At 70.3% G+C, this 24,698-nt stretch carries 23 protein-coding genes and 1 riboswitch; of the genes, 16 read left to right on the top strand and 7 right to left on the bottom strand.

Annotated elements, in window-relative coordinates; genetic code table 11:
- Positions 1-109: 109 nt before the first annotated feature.
- Positions 110-1,297, bottom strand: coding sequence for a quinolinate synthase NadA (nadA, locus tag AB0D46_RS22105; protein ID WP_362879773.1), 1,188 nt, complete (start codon positions 1,295-1,297; stop codon positions 110-112).
- Between the two features lie 324 nt (positions 1,298-1,621).
- Here nadA and erpA point away from each other — a divergent pair, with 324 nt between their 5' ends.
- Positions 1,622-1,978 (top strand): iron-sulfur cluster insertion protein ErpA, encoded by a 357-nt coding sequence (gene erpA / locus AB0D46_RS22100; protein WP_008738845.1) that lies wholly within the window; start codon positions 1,622-1,624, stop codon positions 1,976-1,978.
- Positions 1,979-2,081: 103 nt separating this feature from the next.
- On the opposite strand, the gene AB0D46_RS22095 is transcribed toward erpA, so the two are convergent.
- Together AB0D46_RS22095 and AB0D46_RS22090 are read right to left on the bottom strand one after the other, a co-directional pair.
- On the bottom strand, positions 2,082-3,560 hold the full coding sequence (locus AB0D46_RS22095) for a hypothetical protein (protein ID WP_362879772.1): 1,479 nt from the start codon (positions 3,558-3,560) through the stop codon (positions 2,082-2,084).
- A gap of 93 nt (positions 3,561-3,653) precedes the next feature.
- Entirely contained in the window at positions 3,654-3,869 is a 216-nt protein-coding gene (locus AB0D46_RS22090) for a hypothetical protein (protein WP_362879771.1), read from the bottom strand.
- 132 nt (positions 3,870-4,001) lie between these two features.
- On the opposite strand from AB0D46_RS22090, the gene AB0D46_RS22085 reads away from it, so the two are divergent.
- Entirely contained in the window at positions 4,002-4,979 is a 978-nt protein-coding gene (locus tag AB0D46_RS22085) for a carbohydrate kinase family protein (RefSeq protein WP_362879769.1), read from the top strand.
- Positions 4,980-5,079: 100 nt separating this feature from the next.
- Here AB0D46_RS22085 and AB0D46_RS22080 read toward each other — a convergent pair whose 3' ends face one another.
- Complete coding sequence (locus tag AB0D46_RS22080) at positions 5,080-6,459, bottom strand: aminotransferase class V-fold PLP-dependent enzyme (protein ID WP_362879768.1); 1,380 nt, start codon at positions 6,457-6,459, stop codon at positions 5,080-5,082.
- A 283-nt stretch (positions 6,460-6,742) separates the two neighbouring features.
- Between AB0D46_RS22080 and coxB the strand changes: the two genes are divergently transcribed.
- From coxB to AB0D46_RS22060, 4 genes are all read left to right on the top strand, one after another.
- Complete coding sequence (coxB, locus tag AB0D46_RS22075) at positions 6,743-7,768, top strand: cytochrome c oxidase subunit II (protein WP_362879766.1); 1,026 nt, start codon at positions 6,743-6,745, stop codon at positions 7,766-7,768.
- A complete protein-coding gene (gene ctaD / locus AB0D46_RS22070; protein ID WP_362879765.1) occupies positions 7,765-9,498 on the top strand; it encodes a cytochrome c oxidase subunit I in 1,734 nt (577 codons plus the stop codon). The genes coxB and ctaD overlap by 4 nt, the downstream gene beginning before the upstream one ends.
- On the top strand, positions 9,495-9,893 hold the full coding sequence (locus tag AB0D46_RS22065) for a cytochrome c oxidase subunit 4 (RefSeq protein WP_362879763.1): 399 nt from the start codon (positions 9,495-9,497) through the stop codon (positions 9,891-9,893). Before ctaD ends, AB0D46_RS22065 begins: the two co-directional genes overlap by 4 nt.
- 163 nt (positions 9,894-10,056) lie before the next feature.
- Positions 10,057-11,304 carry an Ig-like domain-containing protein gene (locus AB0D46_RS22060; protein ID WP_362879762.1) on the top strand — a complete coding sequence of 416 codons (1,248 nt, stop codon included), beginning with the start codon at positions 10,057-10,059 and terminating at the stop codon, positions 11,302-11,304.
- A gap of 59 nt (positions 11,305-11,363) precedes the next feature.
- Here the strand turns inward: AB0D46_RS22060 and AB0D46_RS22055 are convergent, their stop codons facing one another.
- Positions 11,364-11,765 (bottom strand): hypothetical protein, encoded by a 402-nt coding sequence (locus AB0D46_RS22055; RefSeq protein WP_281204605.1) that lies wholly within the window; start codon positions 11,763-11,765, stop codon positions 11,364-11,366.
- A 198-nt stretch (positions 11,766-11,963) separates the two neighbouring features.
- Here AB0D46_RS22055 and AB0D46_RS22050 point away from each other — a divergent pair, with 198 nt between their 5' ends.
- From AB0D46_RS22050 to AB0D46_RS22025, 6 genes are all read left to right on the top strand, one after another.
- A complete protein-coding gene (locus AB0D46_RS22050) occupies positions 11,964-12,584 on the top strand; it encodes a heme-copper oxidase subunit III (RefSeq protein WP_281204606.1) in 621 nt (206 codons plus the stop codon).
- Between the two features lie 76 nt (positions 12,585-12,660).
- Entirely contained in the window at positions 12,661-13,470 is an 810-nt protein-coding gene (locus tag AB0D46_RS22045) for a c-type cytochrome (protein ID WP_362879760.1), read from the top strand.
- Complete coding sequence (locus AB0D46_RS22040; protein WP_362879758.1) at positions 13,467-14,525, top strand: Rieske 2Fe-2S domain-containing protein; 1,059 nt, start codon at positions 13,467-13,469, stop codon at positions 14,523-14,525. Before AB0D46_RS22045 ends, AB0D46_RS22040 begins: the two co-directional genes overlap by 4 nt.
- Positions 14,522-16,153: a ubiquinol-cytochrome c reductase cytochrome b subunit gene (locus tag AB0D46_RS22035; RefSeq protein ID WP_362879757.1), complete on the top strand. Its 1,632-nt coding sequence runs from the start codon at positions 14,522-14,524 to the stop codon at positions 16,151-16,153. The genes AB0D46_RS22040 and AB0D46_RS22035 overlap by 4 nt, the downstream gene beginning before the upstream one ends.
- Positions 16,154-16,319: 166 nt before the next feature.
- A complete protein-coding gene (gene trpD, locus AB0D46_RS22030) occupies positions 16,320-17,384 on the top strand; it encodes an anthranilate phosphoribosyltransferase (RefSeq protein ID WP_362879755.1) in 1,065 nt (354 codons plus the stop codon).
- Between the two features lie 82 nt (positions 17,385-17,466).
- Positions 17,467-17,583, top strand: a riboswitch (SAM riboswitch).
- Positions 17,584-17,798: 215 nt separating this feature from the next.
- Positions 17,799-19,193, top strand: a complete 1,395-nt coding sequence (locus AB0D46_RS22025; RefSeq protein ID WP_362879753.1) for an aminotransferase class V-fold PLP-dependent enzyme — start codon at positions 17,799-17,801, stop codon at positions 19,191-19,193.
- Between the two features lie 115 nt (positions 19,194-19,308).
- Here AB0D46_RS22025 and AB0D46_RS22020 read toward each other — a convergent pair whose 3' ends face one another.
- The gene (locus AB0D46_RS22020) at positions 19,309-19,590 is read right to left on the bottom strand and encodes an Lrp/AsnC ligand binding domain-containing protein (protein ID WP_007263678.1); all 282 of its coding nucleotides are present in this window, start codon (positions 19,588-19,590) and stop codon (positions 19,309-19,311) included.
- Positions 19,587-20,321 (bottom strand): rhomboid family intramembrane serine protease, encoded by a 735-nt coding sequence (locus AB0D46_RS22015; protein ID WP_362879752.1) that lies wholly within the window; start codon positions 20,319-20,321, stop codon positions 19,587-19,589. The genes AB0D46_RS22020 and AB0D46_RS22015 overlap by 4 nt, the downstream gene beginning before the upstream one ends.
- A gap of 112 nt (positions 20,322-20,433) precedes the next feature.
- Between AB0D46_RS22015 and AB0D46_RS22010 the strand changes: the two genes are divergently transcribed.
- From AB0D46_RS22010 to AB0D46_RS21995, 4 genes are all read left to right on the top strand, one after another.
- Positions 20,434-20,673: a hypothetical protein gene (locus tag AB0D46_RS22010; protein ID WP_007263676.1), complete on the top strand. Its 240-nt coding sequence runs from the start codon at positions 20,434-20,436 to the stop codon at positions 20,671-20,673.
- A 39-nt stretch (positions 20,674-20,712) separates the two neighbouring features.
- The gene (locus tag AB0D46_RS22005) at positions 20,713-22,077 is read left to right on the top strand and encodes an NYN domain-containing protein (RefSeq protein ID WP_362879781.1); all 1,365 of its coding nucleotides are present in this window, start codon (positions 20,713-20,715) and stop codon (positions 22,075-22,077) included.
- A gap of 265 nt (positions 22,078-22,342) precedes the next feature.
- Positions 22,343-23,380 carry an NlpC/P60 family protein gene (locus AB0D46_RS22000; protein WP_362879750.1) on the top strand — a complete coding sequence of 346 codons (1,038 nt, stop codon included), beginning with the start codon at positions 22,343-22,345 and terminating at the stop codon, positions 23,378-23,380.
- 243 nt (positions 23,381-23,623) lie between these two features.
- Positions 23,624-24,667: an NlpC/P60 family protein gene (locus tag AB0D46_RS21995; protein ID WP_362879749.1), complete on the top strand. Its 1,044-nt coding sequence runs from the start codon at positions 23,624-23,626 to the stop codon at positions 24,665-24,667.
- The last annotated feature ends 31 nt before the right edge of the window (positions 24,668-24,698 follow it).

Raw genomic sequence — 24,698 nt, 5'->3', positions numbered from 1 at the left:
GGCGGGGGGGCGCCGCCGCGCGGCCGCCCCCGGCGCCGGCCGCCGGCGCGGGGGGCCCCGCCCCGCGCCGGGCCCCCCCGCCCCCCCCCCCGCGCCGGCGGCCCGGCCGCTACGGCAGGGCCAGCATCCGCTCCAGGGCGAGCTTGGCGAAGCTCTCCGTCTCCTTGTCGACCTGGATCCGGTTGACGAGGTTGCCCTCGGCCAGGGACTCCAGGGTCCACACCAGGTGGGGGAGGTCGATGCGGTTCATCGTGGAGCAGAAGCAGACCGTCTTGTCGAGGAAGACGACCTCCTTGTCCTCCGCAGCGAAACGATTCGCCAGGCGGCGGACCAGGTTCAGCTCGGTCCCGATGGCCCACTTGGAGCCGGCCGGGGCCGCCTCCAGCGCCTTGATGATGTACTCGGTCGACCCGACGTAGTCCGCCGCCGCCACGACCTCGTGCTTGCACTCGGGGTGCACCAGGACGTTCACGCCGGGGATACGGGCGCGCACGTCGTTGACGGAGTCCACCGAGAACCGGCCGTGCACCGAGCAGTGACCGCGCCACAGGATCATCTTGGCGTCGCGCAGCTGCTGGACGGTCAGGCCGCCGTTCGGCTTGTGCGGGTTGTAGAGCACGCAGTCGTCGAGGGACATGCCCATGTCGCGGACGGCGGTGTTGCGGCCGAGGTGCTGGTCCGGCAGGAAGAGGATCTTCTCACCCTGCTCGAACGCCCAGTCCAGGGCCTTCTTGGCGTTGGACGACGTGCAGATCGTGCCGCCGTGCTTGCCGGTGAACGCCTTGATGTCGGCGGACGAGTTCATGTACGAGACGGGGACGGTGACATCGGCGATGCCCGCGTCCGTCAGGACGTCCCAGCACTCCGCGACCTGCTCGGCGGTGGCCATGTCGGCCATCGAACAGCCCGCCGCGAGGTCCGGCAGGACGACCTTCTGGTCGTCGGAGGTCAGGATGTCGGCCGACTCGGCCATGAAGTGGACGCCGCAGAAGACGATGTACTCGGCCTCCGGCTTGGCGGCGGCGTCCTTGGCCAGCTTGAAGGAGTCGCCGGTGACGTCGGCGAACTCGATGACCTCGTCACGCTGGTAGTGGTGGCCGAGGATGAACACCTTGTCCCCGAGCTTCTCCTTGGCCGCGCGGGCGCGCGCCACGAGGTTCGGGTCCGACGGGGAGGGCAGGTCGCCGGGGCACTCCACCCCGCGCTCGCTCTTGGGGTCGGCCTCGCGGCCGAGCAGCAGCAGGGCAAGAGGCGTCGGCTGGACGTCCAAGGGCTGGGCGGTGGTCACGACACGCACCCTTTCTGTTCTGCGACGGGGAACTTCGGTCGGCAACTTCGTACGACTTCTCGTCTATTTGACGTTATCTATCATAACCGCTTCATGTCACTTTGACGATGCCGATAGTGTCGATGTGACGCATTCGCCGCCGGGGCCGTCCAGCCGCCGGCCCGGTCGGCCGGCTCCGCCCACCCGCCCGCGTGGGTGTGCGAGCATGAATGTCTGAGACAAGAAGGCAGGACCCGGAATGAATCCGTGGTCCCGCTGGTTGCCACCGACGGCAAGAGTCCGACGTTTCCCCAGCCTCCGGCGGGGAGCCGCCCACTTCGGGAGTGAATGCAGATGTCCGTACAGGACGACAAGACCACTGTGAGCGACGGCATCCTCCTGTCCGACGCCGCCGCCGAGAAGGTCAGGACCCTGCTGGAGCAGGAAGGCCGCGAGGACCTGGCGCTGCGCGTCGCCGTCCAGCCCGGTGGCTGCTCCGGCCTGCGCTACCAGCTCTTCTTCGACGAGCGTTCCCTCGACGGTGACGTCGTCAAGGACTTCGACGGGGTCAAGGTCGTCACCGACCGGATGAGCTCCCCGTACCTGCACGGCGCCTCGATCGACTTCGTCGACACCATCGAGAAGCAGGGCTTCACCATCGACAACCCGAACGCCACCGGCTCCTGCGCCTGCGGCGACTCGTTCAGCTAGTCCGGCCGCGCCGGCCCGGCCGGTAGAGCCGAGAGCAGACGAGGGCCCGGGTCCCGGTCGCATCCGACCGGGACCCGGGCCCTCGCGCGTTCTTCCGGAGCCGTTACTGGCGGGGGAGCGGTTTGCCCGTCGTCGCGTCGACCACCTTGCGGTCGCCGAGCGGCTGCTTGAGCGTCACCGTCTCGGACATCTCCTGCGCGATCATGATGCAGGCTCCGCCCGGCTTGTTCGGGGTGTCGGTGATCTTCACCAGCACCGAGGTGCCCTCCTCCCGCGCCTCCACGGCGTAGGTGCTGCACGCCCCGCCCCAGAAGTTCACGGTCAGCTTCCGGTCGGCCTCGGCGTACGAGAACCCGGGCACGGTACGACCCTGCGGGGGCACCGGGGTCCCGCCGCCCTCGGCGGCGGCCGGCTCCACCACGGTGTGGCCCGCTCCGCCGGACTTGCCCGCCACCTCGAACAGCCAGGCCGGCACCAGGCCCCGGCCGCCGTCGACCGTCCCCGGCGCCAGGCCGAGCACGGCTCCCCGTACGGACTCCGTCCGCGGCGGCTTCATCGGACGCGGCTCCGGGTTGCACGGCACCGTGTCCGTGGCCCCCACGGGCGTGTCCGGGGTCAGCGGGACCGAGGTCGCGCAGCCGCTCGGGTTCGGTCCCGTGCCGTCGCCGGTGTTGCGGGCGTTGAGCCGCGCCAGTGCCTCGACGGCGCCGACCACGGGCCGCTCCCCGGACCGGACCGGGGCCTTCAGCTCACCGCTGCCGGCCACCACGCGGGAGTCCGCGCCCACGCTCACCTTGCTGGACCAGCCCTGGGTGGCCAGGCCGCCCACCAGCGGGTCGGCGCTCACCACCCGGACCGCGCCCTGGACGAGCCGGGCGTCCACCTTGGCGTCACCCTGACCCGCGGCCGCGAGCACCGGCGCCGCGGCGGCCCTGGCCGCCTCCTCGGACACCGGCGTGGCCGCTCCGCCACCCGGCGCGACGGGGGAGTCCGCCCCGCCCCGCGGCAGGGTCGCCGGGCCGCAGGTGTCCTTGCCCCGCACGCAGTCGTCGCCCGCGCCGTTGCCCGTGCCGTCACCCGTGCCCGGGACGCCTTGGAACCGGGAGAAGCTCCAGGTGCCGGGGGCCTGACGGGTCACCGTGAGTCGGGGCCCCGAGCCGTCGGCGCCCTCGCCCACCTGCCAGACGTCACCGACGAGTCGGGGCGCGCCCTCGATGCCCAGGGCCTTCGCGAGCCGGGTCACCTCGTCGGAGGTCACCTCGCCGGACGCCGCGAAGGCGGGCGCCGAAGCCGGCGCCTCCGGCAGCGGCACGTCCGCCGTGTAGGTCACCCCGGAGCCGGCGGGGTCCGGCTCCCCGGGGGCGATGCCGGGTCCCGTCGGCGCCCCCGTTCCCGCCGCCTCGCGGGGCGCGGAGGCCGCCCTGTCACCCGTACGGCCGCCATCCGTACCGCCGCCGTGGGCGGTGGAGGCCCAGTAGGCCGTGCCGCCGCCGGCCAGCAGGACGGCCGCCGCGATCGAGCCGATGGCCCAGGACGGCCGCCGTCGTGTGGCGCTTGATGTGTCGGGTTGTTCGCTGGTCACCGATTCGCTCCTTCGCCCGTCCCGCGGTACGTGATGCGGGTGTGACGTGGCAGCGCCGGAACCGGTTCCCCCGGGACTTCCCGAGGGTGGAACTCAGTCCCCGTACGCCGCCGTGGAGGCGATCAGCCGGGCCGAGTCCGGCGGCACGCTGACGCCGTGGATCTGCGAGGGCGCCACCCGGACCGGCCGGGGCCCCTCCGGGACCGTCCAGTGCGGGGCCATCCGGGCGCAGTCGCCCAGCAGCCGTGCGAAGCCGGGCCGCGCGTTCGCGGCGTACTCGACGTGCCCGAAGCCATCGGTGTAGGTCATGGGGGCACGTTAAGCACGCCACGACGAGCGAAGGAAGTCCTACTACGGGGTAGTTTCTGCCGGTCGGCCGCAGGGCCGCGACCGGGTAGTTTTGACTGTCCCCTTGCCGTCCTCCGCAGGAGCGTCCACGCCGTGCGCATCGCAGTCACCGGCTCCATCGCCACCGACCACCTCATGACCTTCCCGGGCCGTTTCGCGGACCAGCTGGTCGCGGACCAGCTCCACACGGTCTCCCTCTCCTTCCTCGTCGACAACCTCGATGTCCGGAGAGGCGGAGTCGGCCCGAACATCTGCTTCGGCATGGGTCAGCTCGGCACCCGCCCGATCCTCGTCGGCGCAGCCGGCTCGGACTTCGACGAGTACCGCGCCTGGCTGGAGCGGCACGGCGTCGACACCGACTCCGTACGCATCTCCGAGGTGCTGCACACCGCCCGCTTCGTCTGCACCACCGACGCGGACCACAACCAGATCGGCTCCTTCTACACCGGCGCCATGAGCGAGGCCCGGCAGATCGAGCTGAAGGCCGTCGCCGACCGGGTGGGCGGTCTCGACCTCGTCCTCATCGGCGCCGACGACCCCGAGGCAATGCTCCGCCACACGGAGGAGTGCCGCACCCGCGGGATCCCCTTCGCCGCGGACTTCTCGCAGCAGATCGCCCGCATGGACGGCGACAACATCCGCACCCTGATGGAGGGGGCGACGTACCTCTTCTCGAACGAGTACGAGAAGGGCCTCATCGAGTCGAAGTCCGGCTGGAGCGACGAGGAGATCCTCGCCAAGGTCGGCACCCGCGTCACCACCCTCGGCGCGCGGGGCGTGCGCATCGAGCGGGCCGGTGAGGAGCCGATCGTCGTCGGCTGCGCCGAGGAGACCGCGAAGGTCGACCCGACCGGCGTCGGCGACGCGTTCCGCGCGGGCTTCCTGACCGGCCTCGGCTGGGGCGTCGGCCTGGAGCGGGCCGCGCAGGTCGGCTGCATGCTGGCCACCCTCGTCATCGAGACGCTGGGCACCCAGGAGTACACCCTGGCCCGGGCGCACTTCATGGAGCGCTTCACCAAGGCGTACGGCGACGACGCGGCCTCCGAGGTCCGCGCCCACCTCGCCTCCTGACGCGGACGCACCCCACGCGGACGCACCACCCCGGCCCCGACCCGCCTCCCCGGCGGGCCGGGGCCGTCGCGCGTCGCGGGCCGGGAGCGCCCGGTCCGGCTCAGACCAGCCGGCGCACCGTGTACGCCACGCCCGCCGGCCGGTCCGCCTCACCGAGGTACGCGTGCCCCCGCATCACGCACCAGGCGGGGACGTCCAGGCGCGCGACCTCGTCGTCGGACAGGACGGTCACCGTCCCCCCGACCTGGACGGTGCCGATCGCCCGGGCCAGCTCGATCACCGGCTGCGGACACCGCAACCCCAGGGCGTCCACCTCCACGGACTCCGCGACGGGCGCCGCGGCCGGCGCCTGCGACACGCCGAGCTTCTCCCGTACGCCGGCCACCGCGCCCGGCAACACCTCCAGGAAGCCGTTGACCTGATCGGCGGTGGTGCCCGGCGGCAGGGACACCCGTACGTTCCCCTCCGACAGCACCCCCATCGCCCGCAGCACGTGACTGGGGGTCAGCGTGGAGCTGGTGCAGGAGGAGCCGGACGACACCGAGAAGCCGGCCCGGTCCAGCTCGTGCAACAGGGTCTCGCCGTCGACGTACAGGCAGGAGAAGGTGACCAGGTGCGGGAGCCGGCGCTCGGCGTCGCCCACCACCTCCACGTCCGGGACCAGCCGGGCCACCCGCCGCCGGATCCGGTCCACCAGGATCCGCAGCCGCGCCCCCTCCGCCTCGGCCTCCGCCCGCACGGCCCGCAGCGAGGCCGCCGCCGCGACGATCGCCGGCAGGTTCGCGAAGCCGGGGGAGCGGCCCGACTCCCGTTCGTCGGCGGGGCCGTGGGAGGAGAAGCGGACCCCCTTGCGGACCGCCAGCAGCCCCACCCCGGGCGGCCCGCCCCACTTGTGCGCGCTCGCCGCGAGCAGCGACCACGCCCCCTCGACCGGGCCCCAGCCCAGCGACTGCGCCGCGTCCACCAGCAGCGGCACCCCGGCCGCCGCGCAGGCCTCGGCCGTCCGGGCCACCGGCTGGACGGTGCCGACCTCGTGGTTGGCCGACTGGAGGCAGGCCAGCGCGGTGCCGGGGGTCAGCGCGGCCGCGTACGCGTCGGGGCCGACCGCGCCGAGCCGGTCCACCGCGACCTCCGTCACCGAGCCCCCGGCCGCGGCGTGCGCGTCCGCCGCGTGCAGGACAGAACTGTGTTCGACCGCCGATACGACCAGATGGTTTCCGACCCGTCGACGCCCCGCGAGGGCGCCCGCGACACCCGTGTGAACCGCGTGCGTCCCCGAAGGAGTGAACACGAGCTCGTCGGGACGGCAGCCCACGGCCTCGGCCGCCGCCTCGCGCGCCGCGTCCAGCAACAGTCGCGCGCGCCGGCCCTCCCGGTACAGCCGGGCCGGGTCCGCCCAGCCCTCGTCCAGGGCGGCCTGCAGGGCCTGTCGGGCCACGGGGTGCAACGGGGCGGCGGACGCGGTGTCGAAGTACGGCATCGGGCCACGCTAACCCCCGCCCCGCGACGGCCCGGGTCAGGGGCCGTCAGATGTCTTCCGGAGGGCGCCATTCAGGGCCGGATGGCCCGTCCCCCGTACGGCGGATCCACCCCTTCGGGGTCAGTAACGGCGCGTTGGGCACCCTCCCCGCGCGACCCCAAATAGCGTCCAGTAGGGTTTGGTCCGCATAAACATCCAAACCCCTGCCTGCGTCAGGGCCGGCGACCGACCCGAACACGGCCGCGGCCGGCCGCGCGGGCCGAGACTCTCGGGAAGGCGCTACGTGAGTCCCTACGGCTCCGACCGCTCGCCGCGGCGCCCGATGCGGCGGAAGCTGCTGCAGGCGCTGACTGCGGGCGTGGTCCTGGCGACCGCCACTGGTTGCTCGTACACCTGGAAAGACTTCCCCCGCCTCGGAATGCCCACCCCGGTCACGGAGGAGGCGCCTCGCATCCTCTCCCTGTGGCAGGGATCCTGGGCGGCCGCTCTCATCACGGGCATCCTGGTGTGGGGCCTGATCATGTGGAGCGTCATCTTCCACCGGCGTAGCCGGACGAAGATCGAGGTCCCCGCGCAGACCCGGTACAACATGCCCATCGAGGCGCTGTACACCGTGGTCCCGCTCATCATCGTCTCGGTGCTCTTCTACTTCACCGCGCGTGACGAGTCGAAGCTGCTCTCCCTCTCCGCCAAGCCGGCGCACACGATCAACGTGGTCGGCTTCCAGTGGAGCTGGGGCTTCAACTACATCGAGGACGTCGACGGCGACGCGGCCACCCCCCGTTCGAGGGAGCTGCCGAAGCAGTCCGGCGAGGCCGAGAACGGCGCGCCCAGGACGACCACGGTCCCCAAGGAGCTCGACTCCATCCCGGACCGTTTCACCAAGGACTTCCCGGCGGGCGCCGAAGGCGTCTACCAGAAGGGCGTCCCCAGCGACCGGAACCCGCAGACGGGTAACCCGGGGCCGACCCTCTACCTGCCCAAGGGCGAGAAGGTCCGCTTCATCCTGTCGTCGAACGACGTCATCCACTCGTTCTGGGTGGTGCCCTTCCTGTTCAAGCAGGACGTCATCCCCGGTCACACCAACGTCTTCGAGGTGACTCCGTCCCAGGAGGGCACCTTCATGGGCAAGTGTGCCGAGCTGTGCGGTGTCGACCACTCCCGAATGCTCTTCAACGTCAAGGTCGTCTCCCCCGAGGCGTACCGGGCGCACCTGAAGGAGCTCGCCGAGAAGGGTCAGACCGGCTTCCTGCCGGCCGGCATCAAGCAGACCGACCCGGCCCGGAATGCGGAGATCAACAAACTGTGAGCATCCTCAACGAATCTCAGGGTGCCGCCGCAGCCGACTCGTACGAGAACGAGCTGCCGGTACGGCGCAAGCAGCCGGGCAATGTCGTCGTGAAGTGGCTCACCACCACCGACCACAAGACCATCGGCACGATGTACCTGGTCACGTCCTTCGTGTTCTTCATCATCGGCGGGATCATGGCGCTCTTCATGCGCGCCGAGCTGGCCCGACCGGGCACGCAGATCATGTCGAACGAGCAGTTCAACCAGGCGTTCACCATGCATGGCACGATCATGCTGCTGATGTTCGCCACCCCGCTCTTCGCGGGTTTCGCCAACTGGATCATGCCGTTGCAGATCGGCGCGCCCGACGTGGCGTTCCCGCGGCTGAACATGTTCGCGTACTGGCTGTACCTCTTCGGCTCGACCATCGCGGTGGCCGGCTTCGCCACCCCCTCGGGTGCCGCCGACTTCGGTTGGTTCGCCTACTCTCCGCTGTCGGACGCGGTCCGCTCGCCGGGCATCGGCGCCGACATGTGGATCATGGGTCTGGCCTTCTCCGGCTTCGGCACGATCCTCGGTTCGGTCAACTTCATCACCACGATCATCTGCATGCGCGCCCCCGGCATGACGATGTTCCGCATGCCGATCTTCACCTGGAACGTGCTGCTGACCGGTGTTCTGGTCCTGCTCGCCTTCCCGGTGCTGGCCGCCGCGCTCTTCGCGCTGGAGGCCGACCGTAAATTCGGTGCGCACGTGTTCGACGCGGCCAATGGCGGCGCATTGCTGTGGCAACACCTCTTCTGGTTCTTCGGACACCCAGAGGTGTACATCATCGCGTTGCCGTTCTTCGGAATCATTTCCGAGGTCATTCCGGTCTTCTCGCGCAAGCCGATGTTCGGTTACATCGGTCTGATCGCCGCCACCATCGCGATCGCCGGCCTTTCGGTGACCGTGTGGGCGCACCACATGTACGTGACCGGCGGTGTGCTGCTGCCGTTCTTCTCCTTCATGACGTTCCTCATCGCGGTACCGACCGGTGTGAAGTTCTTCAACTGGATCGGCACGATGTGGAAGGGCTCCTTGTCCTTCGAGACACCGATGCTCTGGGCCGTCGGCTTCCTGATCACCTTCACCTTCGGTGGTCTGACCGGCGTCATCCTGGCCTCGCCCCCGATGGACTTCCACGTCTCCGACTCGTACTTCGTCGTCGCGCACTTCCACTACGTCATCTTCGGCACCGTGGTCTTCGCGATGTTCTCCGGATTCCACTTCTGGTGGCCGAAGTTCACGGGCAAGATGCTGGACGAGCGCCTCGGCAAGATCACCTTCTGGACGCTGTTCATCGGCTTCCACGGCACCTTCCTGGTGCAGCACTGGCTGGGCGCCGAGGGCATGGCGCGCCGTTACGCGGACTACCTGGACGCCGACGGATTCACCGCGCTGAACACGATCTCCACGATCAGCTCGTTCCTGCTCGGCCTGTCGATGCTGCCGTTCATGTACAACGTCTGGAAGACGGCGAAGTACGGCAAGAAGGTCGAGGTCGACGACCCGTGGGGCTACGGCCGTTCGCTGGAGTGGGCGACCTCCTGCCCGCCGCCGCGGCACAACTTCCTCACCCTCCCGCGGATCCGTTCCGAATCCCCGGCGTTCGACCTGCACCACCCGGAGATCGCGGCCCTCGACCACCTTGAGGACCACGGCGCCGGCACCAAGGCCGTCAGCGGTGGCAAGGAGGCCGGCAAGTGAAGATCCAGGGCAAGATGTTCCTCTGGCTCTCCTTCTTCATCCTGATCATGGCCGTCGTGTACGGCGTGTGGTCGAAGGAGCCCGTCGGCACCACCGCGCTCTTCCTGGCCTTCGGCCTGAGCGTCATGATCGGCTACTACCTGGCCTTCACGGCCAAGCGCGTGGACGAGATGGCCCAGGACAACCTGGAGGCCGACGTCGCCGACGAGGCGGGCGAGCTGGGGTTCTTCGCCCCGCACAGCTGGCAGCCGCTCTCGCTGGCCATCGGTGGCGCCCTCGCGTTCATGGGTGTCATCTTCGGCTGGTGGCTCATGTACTTCTCGGCGCCGGTCATCCTGGTCGGCCTGTGGGGTTGGGTGTACGAGTACTACCGCGGTGAGAACCAGAACCAGTAGTACCCAGCAGGACCAGCAGGACCAGCAGGACCAGCAGGACCAGCGGGATCTCGCGGCGTTCGCCGCGCACCTGGGGCCCGGACACCTCTTCGGAGGAGTCCGGGCCCCTCGTTTGCAGTCACCCCGCGCGCCGTAATTGTCATATCTTCATAGCGTTGGCTCCATGAAGCACTCACCGCGTCTTTGGACGGTACTCAGCTGCTCCCTGCTGGTCGCGTCCCTCGGGGCCGGAGCCACCGCATGCGGGTCCGGCGAGAAGAACCCGCTGTCAGTCCGCCCGTACGACGCGGGCGAGCACGTCGCCTTCAACCTGGCCCCCGGCGGTCGCCCCGCCGACCCCGACAAGCCCCTCGAAGTCACCGTCAAGGGCAACGAGTCCCGGATCACCGACGTGACCGTCGTGGACACCCACGGACGCCGCCTGGCGGGTGAACTCTCCGCCAAGGGCGATCGCTGGCACAGCACCGCCTCGATGGCCGCGGGCGTCCACTACGCGGTCACCGTGACCACGGAGAACGGGAGCGGGGCGCAGGGGCAGCGCACGCTGGCCTTCGACACCACCCCGGCCGACGGGGTGCTCAAGGTCGAATTCGGCCCGGACGAGGGCAAGTACGGCGTCGGACAGCCCATCACGGCCGAACTCAACGAACCGGTCAAGGACAAGGCGGCCCGAGCCGTCGTGGAACGGGCCCTGGTCGTCGACGCGGCGGACGGCGTCGAGGGCGCCTGGCACTGGATCGACGACAAGAACCTCCACTTCCGGCCCAAGGACTACTGGCCGGCCAACACCAGCGTCACCGTACGGAGCAACCTGGAGGGCGTCCGGGTCTCCGACGAACTCCACGGCGCCGCCTCGAAGCCGCTCAAGATCGACTTCGGCGACCGGGTGGAGGTCACCACCGACGCCTCCTCGCACTACATGACGTTCCGCCGCAACGGGGAAGTGGTCACGACCCTTCCGGTGACCACCGGCAAGCCCGGCTTCTCCACCCGCAACGGCATCAAGGTGGTGCTCGGCAAGCAGTACTACGTCCAGATGCGCGGTGACACCGTCGGCATCGGCGGCAGCGAGTACTACAACCTGCCCGTCTACTGGGCGACCCGTGTCACCTGGAGTGGTGAATACGTGCACGCCGCGCCCTGGTCCGTCTCCTCGCACGGCGTCGCCAACGTCAGCCACGGATGCACCGGCATGAGCACCGGCAACGCCGCCTGGTTCTACGAGAACATCACCGAGGGCGACATCGTCAAGGTGATCAACAGCATCGGCGACGACATGGACATCTTCGGCAACGGCTTCGGCGACTGGAACATGGACTGGAAGGACTGGAGGGAGGGCAGTGCCCTCCTCAAGGGCACCCAGGAAGGCCGCACTCCCGTCGACCAGGCCCGCCTGCGCCCGACCGTCTAGGAGACCGGCCACGAGCCCCACGAGCCCCTCAGGGGCGCCCGTGGGGCTCGTGGGTCGCTCTACGCGTCCAGGGACAGCCGGGGCCGCAGGAGGCCCGCCAGGACCTCCGGGAAGTCCACCGGGTCCACCGGAAGGGTGACAGCGGCGTCCGCGCGGCTCCACGTCGCCAGCCAGGCGTCCTGCGGACGCCCCATCAGCAACAGCACCGGGGGACACCGGAAGATCTCGTCCTTGATCTGCCGGCACACGCCCATGCCCCCGGCCGGCACCGCCTCGCCGTCCAACACGCAGACGTCGATGCCGCCCTCGTCCAGTGCCGTCAGGACCGCCGGAAGCGTCGCGCACTCCAGGAACTCCACCGGCGGCAGGTCCGCCGCCGGCCTGCGACCGGCCGCGAGCCGCACCTGCTCCCGGGTGCCCGCGTCGTCGCTGTAGACCAGAACCCGCGCAGTCGCCCGCATTTCGTTCCTCCACGTGTCCGTGAATCACGCTGATGATGCGCGGGATGCTACTCCGTCCGACCGGCTGTCAACATCGGTTCGCACAGCCCCGCCCGAGACTCCGGAAGGACGATCTGATGGGCCGTTCGGGCCTTGCACACCCCCCTGACACTCCGAACGGCACCCCCCGGGGTGAGGGCGGGATAAGCGACCGACATAATGTCGGTCGTGGCGACAGCAACGACAGTAGATACCGGGCACGCGCACCCGACGGTCAACCGGCCGAACCTCGTCAGCGTCGGAACCATCATCTGGTTGAGTTCCGAGCTGATGTTCTTCGCGGCCCTCTTCGCGATGTACTTCACCCTGCGATCAGTGACGGGTGCCGAGTACTGGACAGAGCAGGCTTCGGCCTTGAATCTGCCCTTCTCGGCAACGAACACGACGATCCTGGTGCTCTCCTCGCTCACCTGCCAGCTCGGCGTATTCGCCGCCGAGCGCGGTGACGTGAAGAAGCTCCGATCGTGGTTCATCATCACGTTCGTCATGGGTGCGATCTTCATCGGCGGGCAGGTGTTCGAATACACCGAGCTGGTCAAGCACGAGGGGATGTCCCTCTCGTCCGGACCGTACGGCTCGGTCTTCTACCTGACCACCGGCTTCCACGGTCTGCACGTGACGGGCGGTCTCATCGCCTTCCTGCTGGTCCTCGGCCGGACGTACGCGGCCAAGAGGTTCACCCACGAACAGGCCACGTCGGCCATCGTCGTGTCCTACTACTGGCACTTCGTCGATGTCGTCTGGATCGGCCTCTTCGCCACGATCTACCTGATCAAGTAGCGAACACGTCGCCGGGCCCGACCCGGCACTCCATCCAGAAACACCGACGCAGAAGATCCTGACACCGGGGTAATCCGTGAAAAAGCTCTCCGCACGACGACGCCATCCGCTGGCGGCGGTCGTCGTTCTACTCTTCGCGCTGGCGGTCACTGGGGGGCTGTACGCCGCCTTCGCGCCCGCGGGCAAGGCGCAGGCCGACGAAACCGCCCAGTCCCTCGCCATCGAGGAGGGCAAGAAGCTCTATGCCGTGGGCTGCGCAAGCTGCCACGGTACCGGCGGTCAGGGCTCCTCTGACGGCCCGAGCCTGGTGGGCGTCGGCTCCGCAGCCGTCGACTTCCAGGTGAGCACGGGCCGCATGCCCGCCCAGCAGCCCGGCGCCCAGGTGCCGAAGAAGCCGAACATCTACTCGCAGGCCCAGATCGACCAGCTCGCGGCGTACATCGCTTCGCTCGGAGCCGGCCCGATCACGCCGACCGAGAAGCAGTACGACCCGGCCGGGGCCGACATCGCCAAGGGTGGTGAGCTGTTCCGCAACAACTGCGCGCAGTGCCACAACTTCACCGGCGAGGGCGGCGCCCTGACGAACGGCAAGTACGCCCCGAACCTCGAGGACGTCTCGCCGAAGCACATCTACGAGGCCATGCTCACCGGCCCGCAGAACATGCCCTCCTTCCCGGACAGCACGATGCCGGAGCAGGGAAAGAAGGACATCATCGCGTACCTCCAGAACGTCAACGGCGAGAAGTCGACCAACCCCGGTGGTCTGAAGCTCGGTGGCCTCGGCCCCGTCTCCGAGGGTCTGTTCGGCTGGATCTTCGGTCTGGGTGCGCTGATCGCTGTCGCCGTTTGGGTCGCGGCCCACACCGCTAAGGCCAAGAAGTCATGAGTAGCCAAGACATTCCCGAAGAGAAGCACCTGCCGAGCGAGCAGGGCGACGCGCATCACGGTGGCGTGGCGGTCGCGGACGACCCGTTCGCCGACCCCGGTCTGCCGGTCCACAGGCCGCGCATCCAGGACATCGACGAGCGGGCCGCCAAGCGGTCCGAGCGCACGGTCGCGATGCTGTTCACGCTGTCGATGCTGGCCACGATCGGCTTCATCGCGTCCTACGTGATCTTCCCGGTCGACAAGATCGTCTACATCTTCCCCATCGGGAAGGTGAGCGCGCTGAACTTCGCGCTCGGTCTGACCCTGGGCACGGCGCTCTTCTGCATCGGCGCGGGCGCGGTCCACTGGGCCCGCACCCTGATGTCCGACGTCGAGGTCGCCGCCGAGCGCCACGAGATCGCCGCTCCGCCGGAGGTCAAGGCGCAGGTCCTGCAGGACTTCGCCGACGGCGCGAACGAGTCCGCCATCGGCCGCCGGCCGCTGATCCGCAACACGCTGATCGGCGCGATGGCCCTGGTGCCCCTGTCCGGCGTCATGCTGCTGCGCGACCTGGGCCCGCTGCCCGAGGACAAGCTCCGCAAGACCATCTGGGCCAAGGGCAAGCTGCTCATCAACCAGAACACGATGGAGCCGCTGCGTCCCGAGGACATCGTGGTCGGCTCGCTGACCTTCGCCAAGCCCGAGGGCCTGGAGGAGGACGCGCACGACTACATGTCCCAGATCGCCAAGGCCGCCCTGATGATCGTCCGTATCCAGCCGGAGGACATCAAGGACAAGAAGGAACTGGAGTGGTCCCACGACGGGATCGTGGCCTTCTCCAAGATCTGCACCCACGTCGGCTGCCCGATCAGCCTGTACGAGCAGCAGACGCACCACGTGCTCTGCCCGTGCCACCAGTCCACTTTCGACCTCTCCGACGGCGCCCGTGTCATCTTCGGCCCGGCCGGTCACGCACTTCCGCAGCTGCGGATCGGCGTGAATGACGAAGGTTTCCTCGAAGCGCACGGCGACTTCGAAGAGCCCGTCGGTCCTGCATTCTGGGAGCGCGGATGAGCACTGCCACAGACAACAAGACGGGGCGCAAAGCGCCGGCCGGCGAGCGCGTAGCGGACTGGGCGGACGGTCGCCTGGGCATCTACGGCCTCGCCAAGGCCAACATGCGCAAGATCTTCCCGGACCACTGGTCCTTCATGCTGGGTGAGATCTGCCTCTACAGCTTCATCATCATCATCCTCACGGGTGTGTACCTGACGCTGTTCTTCCACCCGAGCATGAACGAGGTCGTGTACCACGGCTCGTACGTGCCGATGCAGGGTGTCCGGATGTCCGAGGCGTTCGCCTCGACCCTGGACATCAGCTTCGACGTCCGCGGCGGTCTGCTCATCCGGCAGATCCACCACTGGGCGGCACTGATCTTCGTCGCGGCGATGATGGTGCACATGATGCGCGTCTTCTTCACCGGCGCGTTCCGCAAGCCGCGCGAGATCAACTGGATCTTCGGCTTCCTGCTGCTGGTCCTCGGCATGTTCACCGGTTTCACCGGTTACTCGCTGCCGGACGACCTGCTCTCGGGCACCGGTGTCCGCTTCATGCAGGGCGCGATCCTGTCCGTGCCGGTCGTCGGCACGTACCTGTCGATGTTCCTGTTCGGCGGGGAGTTCCCCGGCCACGACTTCGTGGCCCGGTTCTACTCGATCCACATCCTGCTGCTGCCCGGCATCATGATGGGCCTGCTGGTCGCCCACCTGATCCTGGTCTTCTACCACAAGCACACCCAGTTCGCGGGCCCCGGCAAGACGAACAACAACGTCGTCGGCATGCCGCTGCTGCCGGTCTACATGGCCAAGGCCGGAGGCTTCTTCTTCCTGGTCTTCGGCATCATCGCGGCCATCGCGGGCATCGCCTCGATCAACCCGATCTGGGCGCTCGGACCGTACGTCCCGGACCACGTGTCCACGGGCGCGCAGCCCGACTGGTACATGGGCTTCTCCGAGGGCCTCATCCGTGCGATGCCGGGCTGGGAGATCAACCTCTGGGGCCACACGCTCGTCCTGGGCGTGTTCATCCCGCTGGTGATCTTCCCGCTGGTGCTGGCGACGATCGCGGTGTACCCGTTCGTCGAGTCCTGGGTCACCGGCGACAAGCGCGAGCACCACATCCTGGACCGCCCGCGCAACGTCCCGACCCGTACCGCCTTCGGTGTGGCCTGGCTGACCTGGTACGTCATCCTGCTGATCGCCGGTGGAAACGACATGTTCGCGCAGTACTTCCACCTCTCGATCAACTCGATCACCTGGTTCGCCCGGATCGGCTTCTTCGTCGGCCCGGTCATCGCCTTCGTCATCACCAAGCGGATCTGCCTCGGCCTCCAGCGCCGGGACCGGGACAAGGTGCTGCACGGTCGCGAGACCGGCATCATCAAGCGCCTGCCGCACGGTGAGTTCGTCGAGATCCACGAGCCGCTCTCGCAGGGCAAGCTCCACACGCTCACCTCGTACACCACGTACGAGCCGATCGAGATCGGCCCGACGGTCGACGAGAACGGCGTCGAGCGCAAGGTGAAGGCCACCGAGAAGCTCCGCGCCAAGCTCAGCAAGAGCTACTACGCCGAGGGCAACCAGATCCCGAAGCCCACGGTGGAGGAGTACAAGGAGATCCAGAGCGGCCACGGCCACCACTGATCCTCCGCACGACCGCTTGAGGGATTGATTTCGGTCAATCCTGGTGTCGCCACGGCAAGAGCCCCGTCCACGGTCCGGACGGGGCTCTTTGCCGTCCCCCAGGGCTGGATAGGCTGGCCCCCATCCCATTCGACGTGGCAACCTCACCCGGCAGCAGGAGCGGACCATGAACGTGTTGACCCCGACAGGCGGCGACAACGTGGCGGCCCGCGGCTGGCCGGGCCTCCTCGACGCCCTGCTGGACGGCCGGGACCTCGGCGCGGACGACACCGCCTGGGCGATGGACCGGATCATGCGGGGCGAGGCCACCGACGCCCAGATCGCCGGCTTCGCGGTCGCGCTCCGGGCCAAGGGGGAGACCGTCTCGGAGATCAACGGGCTCGTACGGGCCATGTACGCGCACGCCAACCTGATCGAGGTCCCGGGGCGGACGGTCGACATCGTCGGCACCGGCGGCGACGGCGCCAAGACGGTGAACATCTCCACGATGTCGGCGATCGTGGTGGCCGGAACCGGTGCCAAGGTCGTCAAGCACGGCAACCGGGCGGCGTCCTCCGCGAGCGGCTCCTCCGACGTCCTGGAGAAGCTCGGCGTCAACCTCGACCTCACCCCCGCGCGGGTGGTCGAGGTCGCCGAGGAGGCCGGGATCACCTTCTGCTTCGCCGTCAAGTTCCACCCGGCGCTGCGCCACGTGGCGCCCGCCCGCAAGGAACTGGGCATCCGGACCACCTTCAACTTCCTCGGCCCGCTGACCAACCCGGCCAAGGTGCGCGCGCAGGCCACCGGCGTGGCCGACCCCCGGGTGGCGCCCATCGTGGCCGGGGTACTGGCCGAGCGGGGCTCCTCCGCGCTGGTCTTCCGCGGTGACGACGGCCTCGACGAGTTGACCACCACCGCCACCTCGCGGGTCTGGTGGGTCCGGGACGGCTCCGTCACCGAGTCGCCCTTCGACCCGCGCGACATCGGGATCCCGCTCGTGGACGTGTCGCGGCTGCGCGGCGAGGACGCCTCGTACAACGCCGACGTCGCCCGCCGACTGCTGGCGGGGGAGACCGGCCCCGTCCGGGACGCCGTCCTGCTGAACTCGGCCGCCGCCCTGGTGGCGCTGGACCCGGGTACGGGCTCCCTGGAGGAGCAGCTCGCGGCGGGCGTGACCCGGGCGGCCGAGTCCATCGACTCGGGATCCGCTCGGGCCGCGCTGGAGCGCTGGGTGGCGGCCAGCAACGCCTGAGGCATCCTTTCGGCCAAGACCCCGGTCCACGATGCGGACCGGGGTCTTGCGCACGAGGGATCGTGTGGCAGGATTCTGACCAGGTCACGAGTGACAGCGTTTAGGCCCCGGCTTGCTGTCCGGCAACCCTCCTTCCGTGGCGGGGTGCCCCGGGTGATGACCAGGCCGTAGGCAGCGAGGTCTACGGCAAGCGCGGATCCCTCGACACCAGGGGTCCTGGTCTCTCGAGGAGCGTTTTCCGTGAGCAAGCGAATGCGATAGGGCGGCTCCGCCCCCACTTCACCCCTCGGACCGGGGCACTTGCGTGCACCCGTGTCACTTCCGAGGGCTTTCCCGTACCCCGACGGCCGCAGCGCCGCGTCCGCGTACGGGCACACCGAAGCCATTCCGCCCTGCCTGCCGGGAGATACCGCCATGTCCGCATCCCTGAACACCGCCGCGACCACCACCGCCGACGGGCCCGCCTGTGGCGAGCCGCTGGCCGTGCTCGGCCGTGACGTCACCGTCCCGCTCGTGACCGGCGGCGAGGTCACCTACGCCGCCCTGGACTACGCGGCCAGCGCCCCCGCGCTCCAGCGGGTCTGGGACGACGTCGCCGCGTACGCCCCCTACTACGGCAGCGTCCACCGCGGGGCCGGCTACCTCTCCCAGCTGTCCACCGACCTCTTCGAGCAGAGCCGCGTCACCGTCGCCGAGTTCCTCGACTGCCGGCCCTCCGACCAGGTGGTCTTCACCCGGTCCACCACCGACTCCCTCAACCTGCTCGCCGCCGTCCTGCCGGCCGACTGCCAGGTGTTCGTCTTCGAGACCGAGCACCACGCCTCGCTGCTGCCCTGGACGAACGCCCGCGTCAGCTACCTCAACGCCCCCCGCACCCCCGGCGAGGCCGTCGCCACCCTGGAGCGGGCGCTCGCCGACCGCACCGCGTCAATCGAAGAGGGCCACGGCCCGGCGCTGGTCTGCGTCACCGGCGCGTCCAACGTCACCGGCGAGCTGTGGCCGGTCAAGGAACTCGCCGCCGCCGCGCACGCCCACGGCGCGCGGATCGTCCTGGACGCCGCCCAGCTGGCCCCGCACCACCCCGTCTCCGTCCGGGACCTGGACGTGGACTGGGTCGCCTTCTCCGGCCACAAGCTGTACGCGCCCTTCGGCTCGGGCGTCCTCGCCGGCCGCGCGGACTGGCTCCAGGAGGCCGACCCGTACCTCGCCGGCGGCGGCGCCTCCCGCAAGGTGGCCCGCCGCGAGGACGGCGGCGTCGACGTCGAGTGGCACACCACCGCGGCCCGCCACGAGGCCGGCTCCCCGAACGTCATCGGCGTCTACTCCATCGCCTCCGCCTGCAAGGCCCTGAAGGAGGCCGGGTTCGAGAACCTGGTCGCCCGCGAGAACCAGCTCATCGCGAAGGTCCGCGAGGGCCTGGCGGAGGTCCCGGCCGTCCGCGTGCTGTCCCTGTTCGGGGACGACGCCCCGCGCGTCGGCGTCATCTCGTTCGTGGTCGACGGCTGGAACAGCAGTCACTTCGCCGCGGCCCTGTCCGCCGAGTACGGCATCGGCGTCCGCGACGGCCTCTTCTGCGCCCACCCGCTGGTCCGCACCCTGCTCGGCAGCGAGCCGCAGGCCCAGGGCGAGTGCGGAGCCCCGGAGGCCGCCCCCGGCGAGCGCTCCCTGAACGCCATCCGCGTCAGCTTCGGCGCGGGAACCCCCGACGAGCACGTCGAGCGGTTCGTCCGCGCGGTGAAGGAACTCGTCGCGGACGGCGCCAAGTGGCAGTACCGCACCGAAGAGGGCCGCTGCGTCCCGGCCGTCTGACGGGCTGTGGCCCACACCGAGTGGGGGTCTCGCCCAGGACCCGCCCGGGTGCCCGTCCGGGCTGCGCGACGGCCGCCCCGCCCCGGTGGGCGAGGCGTTGCCCGGGCCCCGAGCGCTACGCGTCGAGGCCGATCGCGAACGCGGCCTCCAGGTCGTGCTGGGAGTACGTGCGGAACGCGACGTGGGTGTCCGTCGCCTCGACGCCGGGGATCTTGCTGATGCGGCCCGGGATGATGTCCGCGAGGTTCTCGTGGCGGGCGACGCGGACCAGCGCGATCAGGTCGTACGTGCCGGTGACCGAGTAGACCTCGCTGACACTGTCCAGCTGCGCGATGGACTCGGCGATCTCGGGGATGCGGTCCACGCTGGTCTTGATGAGCACGATCGCGGTGATCACGGTTGGCTGTCTCCCTCGCCGGCAGTCACTGGTCGCCTCACTCTAGTCGTACGCCGATATCGGACCCACGCGTACAGGAAGCCCAGGGAGAAGCCCACCACGTGGGCCAGGTAGGCCACCCCCGGACCGCTCTCCGCCCGGTGCGCCGCCAGCCATTGCAGGCCGAACCAGAACAGCAGCACGACCCACGCGGGGAAGCGCAGCGGCAGGAACAGCAGGAACGGGAACAGGCTGGTCACCCGTGCCCGCGGGAACAGGCAGAGGAAGGCGCCGAGGACCGCCGAGATCGCGCCGGACGCGCCGACCAGGGTCTGGTCGGAAGAGGCGTTGGCCGCCGCGTACGCGGCCAGCGCGAGGTATCCGGTGCAGACGTAGAACACGAGGAAGGGCGCCCGACCCATCCGCTCCTCCGCCATCGCCCCGAAGACGTACAGGAACAGCATGTTCCCGAGCAGGTGCAGCCAACTGCCGTGGACGAAGAGCGCCGTCAACGGGGTGAGCAGCGCCCGGCCGGCTCCGGAGAACAGCTCGTCCGGGACCACGCCCCAGTGCCTGAAGTACGCGGTGCCCGTCTCGGTCAGCCGGTCGCCCGTCCCGTAGGAGGGGTTCAGGCCCGACGCCGGGCCGAGGACGAACGCCACGCAGCAGCCGGCGATCAGCGCGTACGTGATCACCGGGCCCCGGGCGGCCTCGCGGACGGTCCGCCACCTTACGATCATGCGGAAGAGCATGACGCAGGTGCACCCCCTCGGGGGTGGTGCCAGGCCGTAGGGTTACGTGCGCGGTCCGCGGACCGCCGCGAAAGGCTTTGATTGAATGAGCTACGAAGGAGAGAGCGGCCTGATGACGGTTCCCCTGCCGACCGACACCACCCGGTGGCGCTGCACGCTGTGCGGCAACCTCACGCGGTTCGACGTCACCCGATCGTCGAAGGTCGTGGAGTACGTCCACCTGGACCTCGCCGGGGAGCCCAAGGTCGAGGAACGCGAGGTGGTCAGTGAGACCATCGAGTCGGTCCGCTGCCGCTGGTGCAACGCGGTGGACCAGATCGAACTCGTGGACAGGCCGGGCACCGACTCCTGACGGAGCCGGGCCCACAGTAGATCACGGTAGGGGTGACGGATTGTGGAGCCAGCAAGCGGCGCTGAGCCGGCCGACGAGGCCGGCGACGCCGCCGAGGTGCTCGACCGCCCGCTGCCGGAAGGCGTGCGGCGCCGGGTCGTCGCGCTCGTCTCGGACGCCTTCGGTGGCCTGACGGTCGCCGACCTCCCGGCGCAGCTGCGTCAGTACGCGCGGTTCACCCCGAGCCGGCGCGCCAAGTTCGCGGGCAACGCGATGGCCGCGGCCGTGGAGGCGGACGCCGTCTTTCGCGGCCGGGTCGCGGACAAGCTGCGCGAGGCGCAGCCGGAGCTGACCGGGGCGCTGGAGTCGGGGGCGCCGCCGGCCGCGGCGGACCCGCTGGACGTGGCGGCCGCCGCGTACGTGCTGCGCCCGGCCGGCTGGGTCAAGCTGGTGGCCTCCGCCGGCGAGGAGGCGCAGCGCGCCGACGCCGAGCGGGTGGGCGACGAGGCGCGGCGCGAGCTGGAGCGGCTGCGCGAGGAGTTGGCCCAGGTACGGGAGCAGCAGAGGTCGGGCGGCGAGCAGGTGCGCGCCGACCTCGAAGCGGCCCGCAGGGAAGCCGAATCGCTTCAGCGCAAGCTGCGCAGCGCCCTGAGCGACGTCAAGCGGGGTGAGGCGGCCCTGCGCAAGGTGGGCGCCGAGATCGACGGGATCCGCGGGGAGGCCGCCGCACAGGTGACCGCCGCCGAGAGCGAGTCCCGGCGGCTCAAGTCCCGCCTCGCGGAGGTGGAGTCGGCGTTGGAGATCTCGCGCCGGGCCACCCGCGAGGGCCGCAGCATCGAGGACATGCGGCTGCGGCTGCTGCTGGACACCGTCCTGGACGCGGCGGCCGGCCTGCGGCGCGAGCTGGCGCTTCCGCCGGTCAACACCCGTCCCGCGGACACCGTGGACGCGGTGGAGCCGGGCCGGATGACGCCGAAGGACATCGCGGCGCGGGCTCTGTCGGAGACCGATCCGGCCCTGCTGGACCAGTTGTTGGCGCTGCCCCAGGCGCATCTGGTGGTCGACGGCTACAACGTGACGAAGACCGGCTATCCGACGATGCCGCTGGAGAAGCAGCGGCTGCGCCTGCTGGGCGGGCTGTCGATGCTGGCCGCGCAGACCGGCGCCGAGATGACCTGCGTGTTCGACGGGGCGGAGCTGGCGGCGCCGGTGCTGCTCGCGCCGCCGCGCGGGGTGCGGGTGCTGTTCTCCAAGGCGGGCGTGACGGCGGACGAACTCATCCGCCAGCTGGTGCGGGCCGAACCGCCGGGTCGCCCGGTGGTCGTGGTCTCCACCGACCGGGAGGTGGCCGACGGGGTCGCCAAGGCCGGGGCCCGGCCCGTGACGTCCGCTCTGCTCCTGAAGCGGCTTTCGCGCGTTTCGTAACGGCCGGGCGCGATGCCGGGATTGGCGGTGTCCGTGGAGGACGTACCGTCAGTCCGCCGGCACGCAGCGTGCGCCCCGGGTAAAGAAGCGGGCAGGACGACGGATTTTTCCGTACGGGTATTTGAAGTGATCAAGCGCATGTCACTAGGGTCTGCTCAAACCTCCGTGCGGTAGTTCACTCCTTCGAGTGAGGGCGGGGTTGCTGCCGGGCGTGCGTTCCCGCTCGGCGGCCCGAGGCAGTCCGAGGAAGAAGGAGCTCGTCTCCGTGGCGTCCCACCGTCGACCCAAGCACCCGGCCCGCGCGCGCGTGAGCGTGCTCACCGCCACCGCCGCGGCGGCCGTCGCGCTCTCCTCGCACTCGGCCGTGGCCGCCCCGGACAAGCCGAACAAGGACGAGGTCAAGACCAAGGTCGACACCCTCTACGAGGAGGCCGAACAGGCCACCGAGAAGTTCAACGGGGCCAAGGAGCGCCAGGAGAAGCTGGAGAAGGAGATCGCCCAGCTCCAGGACCGGGTCGCCCGCGGCCAGGACGAACTCAACACCCTGCGCAACACGCTCGGTTCGATGGCCACCGCCCAGTACCGCGGCGGCGGATTCGACCAGTCCGTGGAACTCCTCCTCTCCGACGACCCCGAGTCCTACCTCGACAGGGCCGCCACCCTCCAGCAGTTGAGCGGCAAGCAGGTCGACGCCGTCGGCAGGATCCAGGACAAGCAGCGCACCCTCGCGCAGCAACGCCAGGAGGCCTCGGGCAAGCTCGCCGACCTCGACGCCACCCGCAAGGAACTCGGCGAGAAGAAGAAGGCCTCCCAGGACAAGCTCGCCGAGGCCCAGGCCCTCCTCAACACGCTGACCGCGCAGGAGCGCAGGCAGCTGAAGGACGAGGACGCCAAGGCCGGCGAGGCCGCCCGCGACCAGGGCGAACGCACCCCCGCCGCGCCGCCCGCCAACGCCTCCGGCCGGGCCGCCGCCGCGCTCGCCGCCGCCAAGACCAAGCTGGGCAGCGCCTACATATCCGGCGCCGAGGGCCCCAGCGCCTTCGACTGCTCCGGGCTGGTGCAGTGGGCGTACAAGCAGGCCGGGGTGTCCGTCACCCGCACCACCTACACCCAGGCCGAGGAGGGCACCCGCATCAGCCGGAGCCAGCTCCAGCCCGGTGACCTCGTCTTCTTCCACGGCGACCTGCACCACGTCGGCCTGTACGCGGGCAACAACACCACCCTGCACGCCTCCAACCCGCGCGGCGGCGTCAAGTACGAGTCGATCGACAACATGCCGTTCCAGTTCGGGGTCCGCATCTGACCCGACCCGCGCCCACCGGGACGCGCCCGCGCACCGCCCATCCGGGCGAATTCACGGGCCCCGCCGCGACCGCACGCCCCGCCGATGACCTGCGTCTGAGGCGGGGCGCCCGCGTACGGGCCCGCCGGCGGTCGTTGGTCGGCGCGTGTTCGCGCCGCTACTGTCTGCCAGCGCGGAACCCGGCACACGGCCGTCCACGGAGGGCGGACCCGGGCCCCGCGCAGCGGAAGGGAGCGGTTCCACGTGGCGTCCCATCGCCGACCCGGGCTCAGAAGCCTCGACCGGAACACCAAGGTCACCGTTTTCACCGCCGCGGCGGCCACCGCCGCCGTAGCCATGACGGGCGCACCCGCCGGTGCGGCCCCCGGCCTACCGCAGGAGCCCCCATCGGGCACCCGGGCCCAGGTCGACCGGCTCTTCGAGGAGGCCGAGCAGGCGACCGAGCAGTTCAACGAGGCGGGGGAGAAGGCCGACCGGCTGCGCGCCGACATCGGCCGCGCCCAGGACGCGGTTGCCCGCGGCCAGGACCGGATCAACACCATGCGCGGTGTCCTCGGCACCTTCGCCGGAGCCCAGTACCGCTCCGGCGGCCTCGACCCCACCGTCGAGCTGATGCTCTCCGACGACCCCAACGACTACCTCGACAAGGCCGCCGTCCTGAACCGGCTCAGCGGCCGGCAGGCCCGCCAACTGGGCGAACTGCGCGAGGAGCAGCGCCGGCTCGGCCAGCAGCGCCAGGAGGCCTCCCACAAGCTGGCCGAACTCGACGCCCTGCGCGCCGACGTGGCCCGGCACAAGCGGTCCGTCACCGCGAAGCTCGCCGCCGCCCGCCGGCTGCTCAACGAGATGCCGACCGCGGAACGCGCCGACTTCGAGCGGGCCTCGCGCTCCGGCGGCCGCCCCGGCGCGCCGCCCGAGCCGGCCGCCCCCGGGCAGGCGTCGGGCCGGGCCATGACCGCGGTGATGGCCGCCCGCGCCGCGGTGGGCAAACCGTACGTGTGGGGTTCCACCGGCCCCTCCGGCTTCGACTGCTCCGGGCTGATGGTGTGGTCGTACCGGCAGGCGGGCGTCGCGCTGCCGCGCACCTCGCAGGCCCAGCGCGGCGCGGGTCGGCAGGTCCCGCTGTCGCAGGCCCGACCCGGCGACCTGGTGACGTACCGCTCGGACGCCAGCCACGTCGGCATGTACGTCGGCAACGGGCAGGTCGTCCACGCCCCCTACCCGGGGGCCCGGGTGCGCTACGACCCGGTCGGGATGATGCCGGTGTCCTCGGTCACCCGGCCGTAGCAGGCGCCCCCCGTCGCACCCCGGCCCGGTG

It is taken from the genome of Streptomyces sp. NPDC048383 (genome assembly GCF_040651775.1).
Classification (GTDB): Bacteria; Actinomycetota; Actinomycetes; order Streptomycetales; family Streptomycetaceae; genus Streptomyces.
This window is presented reverse-complemented; position numbering and strand designations above follow the sequence as displayed.

Excerpts from the sequence above, each read along its gene's own strand:
- AB0D46_RS22010 (WP_007263676.1), top strand. The coding sequence starts at position 20,434 with ATGACGGTTCCCCTGCCGACCGACACCACCCGGTGGCGCTGCACGCTG.
- AB0D46_RS22015 (WP_362879752.1), bottom strand. The coding sequence starts at position 20,321 with ATGCTCTTCCGCATGATCGTAAGGTGGCGGACCGTCCGCGAGGCCGCC.
- AB0D46_RS22060 (WP_362879762.1), top strand. The coding sequence starts at position 10,057 with ATGAAGCACTCACCGCGTCTTTGGACGGTACTCAGCTGCTCCCTGCTG.
- AB0D46_RS22025 (WP_362879753.1), top strand. The coding sequence starts at position 17,799 with ATGTCCGCATCCCTGAACACCGCCGCGACCACCACCGCCGACGGGCCC.
- AB0D46_RS22040 (WP_362879758.1), top strand. The coding sequence starts at position 13,467 with ATGAGTAGCCAAGACATTCCCGAAGAGAAGCACCTGCCGAGCGAGCAG.
- AB0D46_RS22080 (WP_362879768.1), bottom strand. The coding sequence starts at position 6,459 with ATGCCGTACTTCGACACCGCGTCCGCCGCCCCGTTGCACCCCGTGGCC.
- AB0D46_RS22035 (WP_362879757.1), top strand. The coding sequence starts at position 14,522 with ATGAGCACTGCCACAGACAACAAGACGGGGCGCAAAGCGCCGGCCGGC.
- AB0D46_RS22055 (WP_281204605.1), bottom strand. The coding sequence starts at position 11,765 with ATGCGGGCGACTGCGCGGGTTCTGGTCTACAGCGACGACGCGGGCACC.
- erpA (WP_008738845.1), top strand. The coding sequence starts at position 1,622 with ATGTCCGTACAGGACGACAAGACCACTGTGAGCGACGGCATCCTCCTG.
- AB0D46_RS22050 (WP_281204606.1), top strand. The coding sequence starts at position 11,964 with ATGTCGGTCGTGGCGACAGCAACGACAGTAGATACCGGGCACGCGCAC.
- trpD (WP_362879755.1), top strand. The coding sequence starts at position 16,320 with ATGAACGTGTTGACCCCGACAGGCGGCGACAACGTGGCGGCCCGCGGC.
- AB0D46_RS22090 (WP_362879771.1), bottom strand. The coding sequence starts at position 3,869 with ATGACCTACACCGATGGCTTCGGGCACGTCGAGTACGCCGCGAACGCG.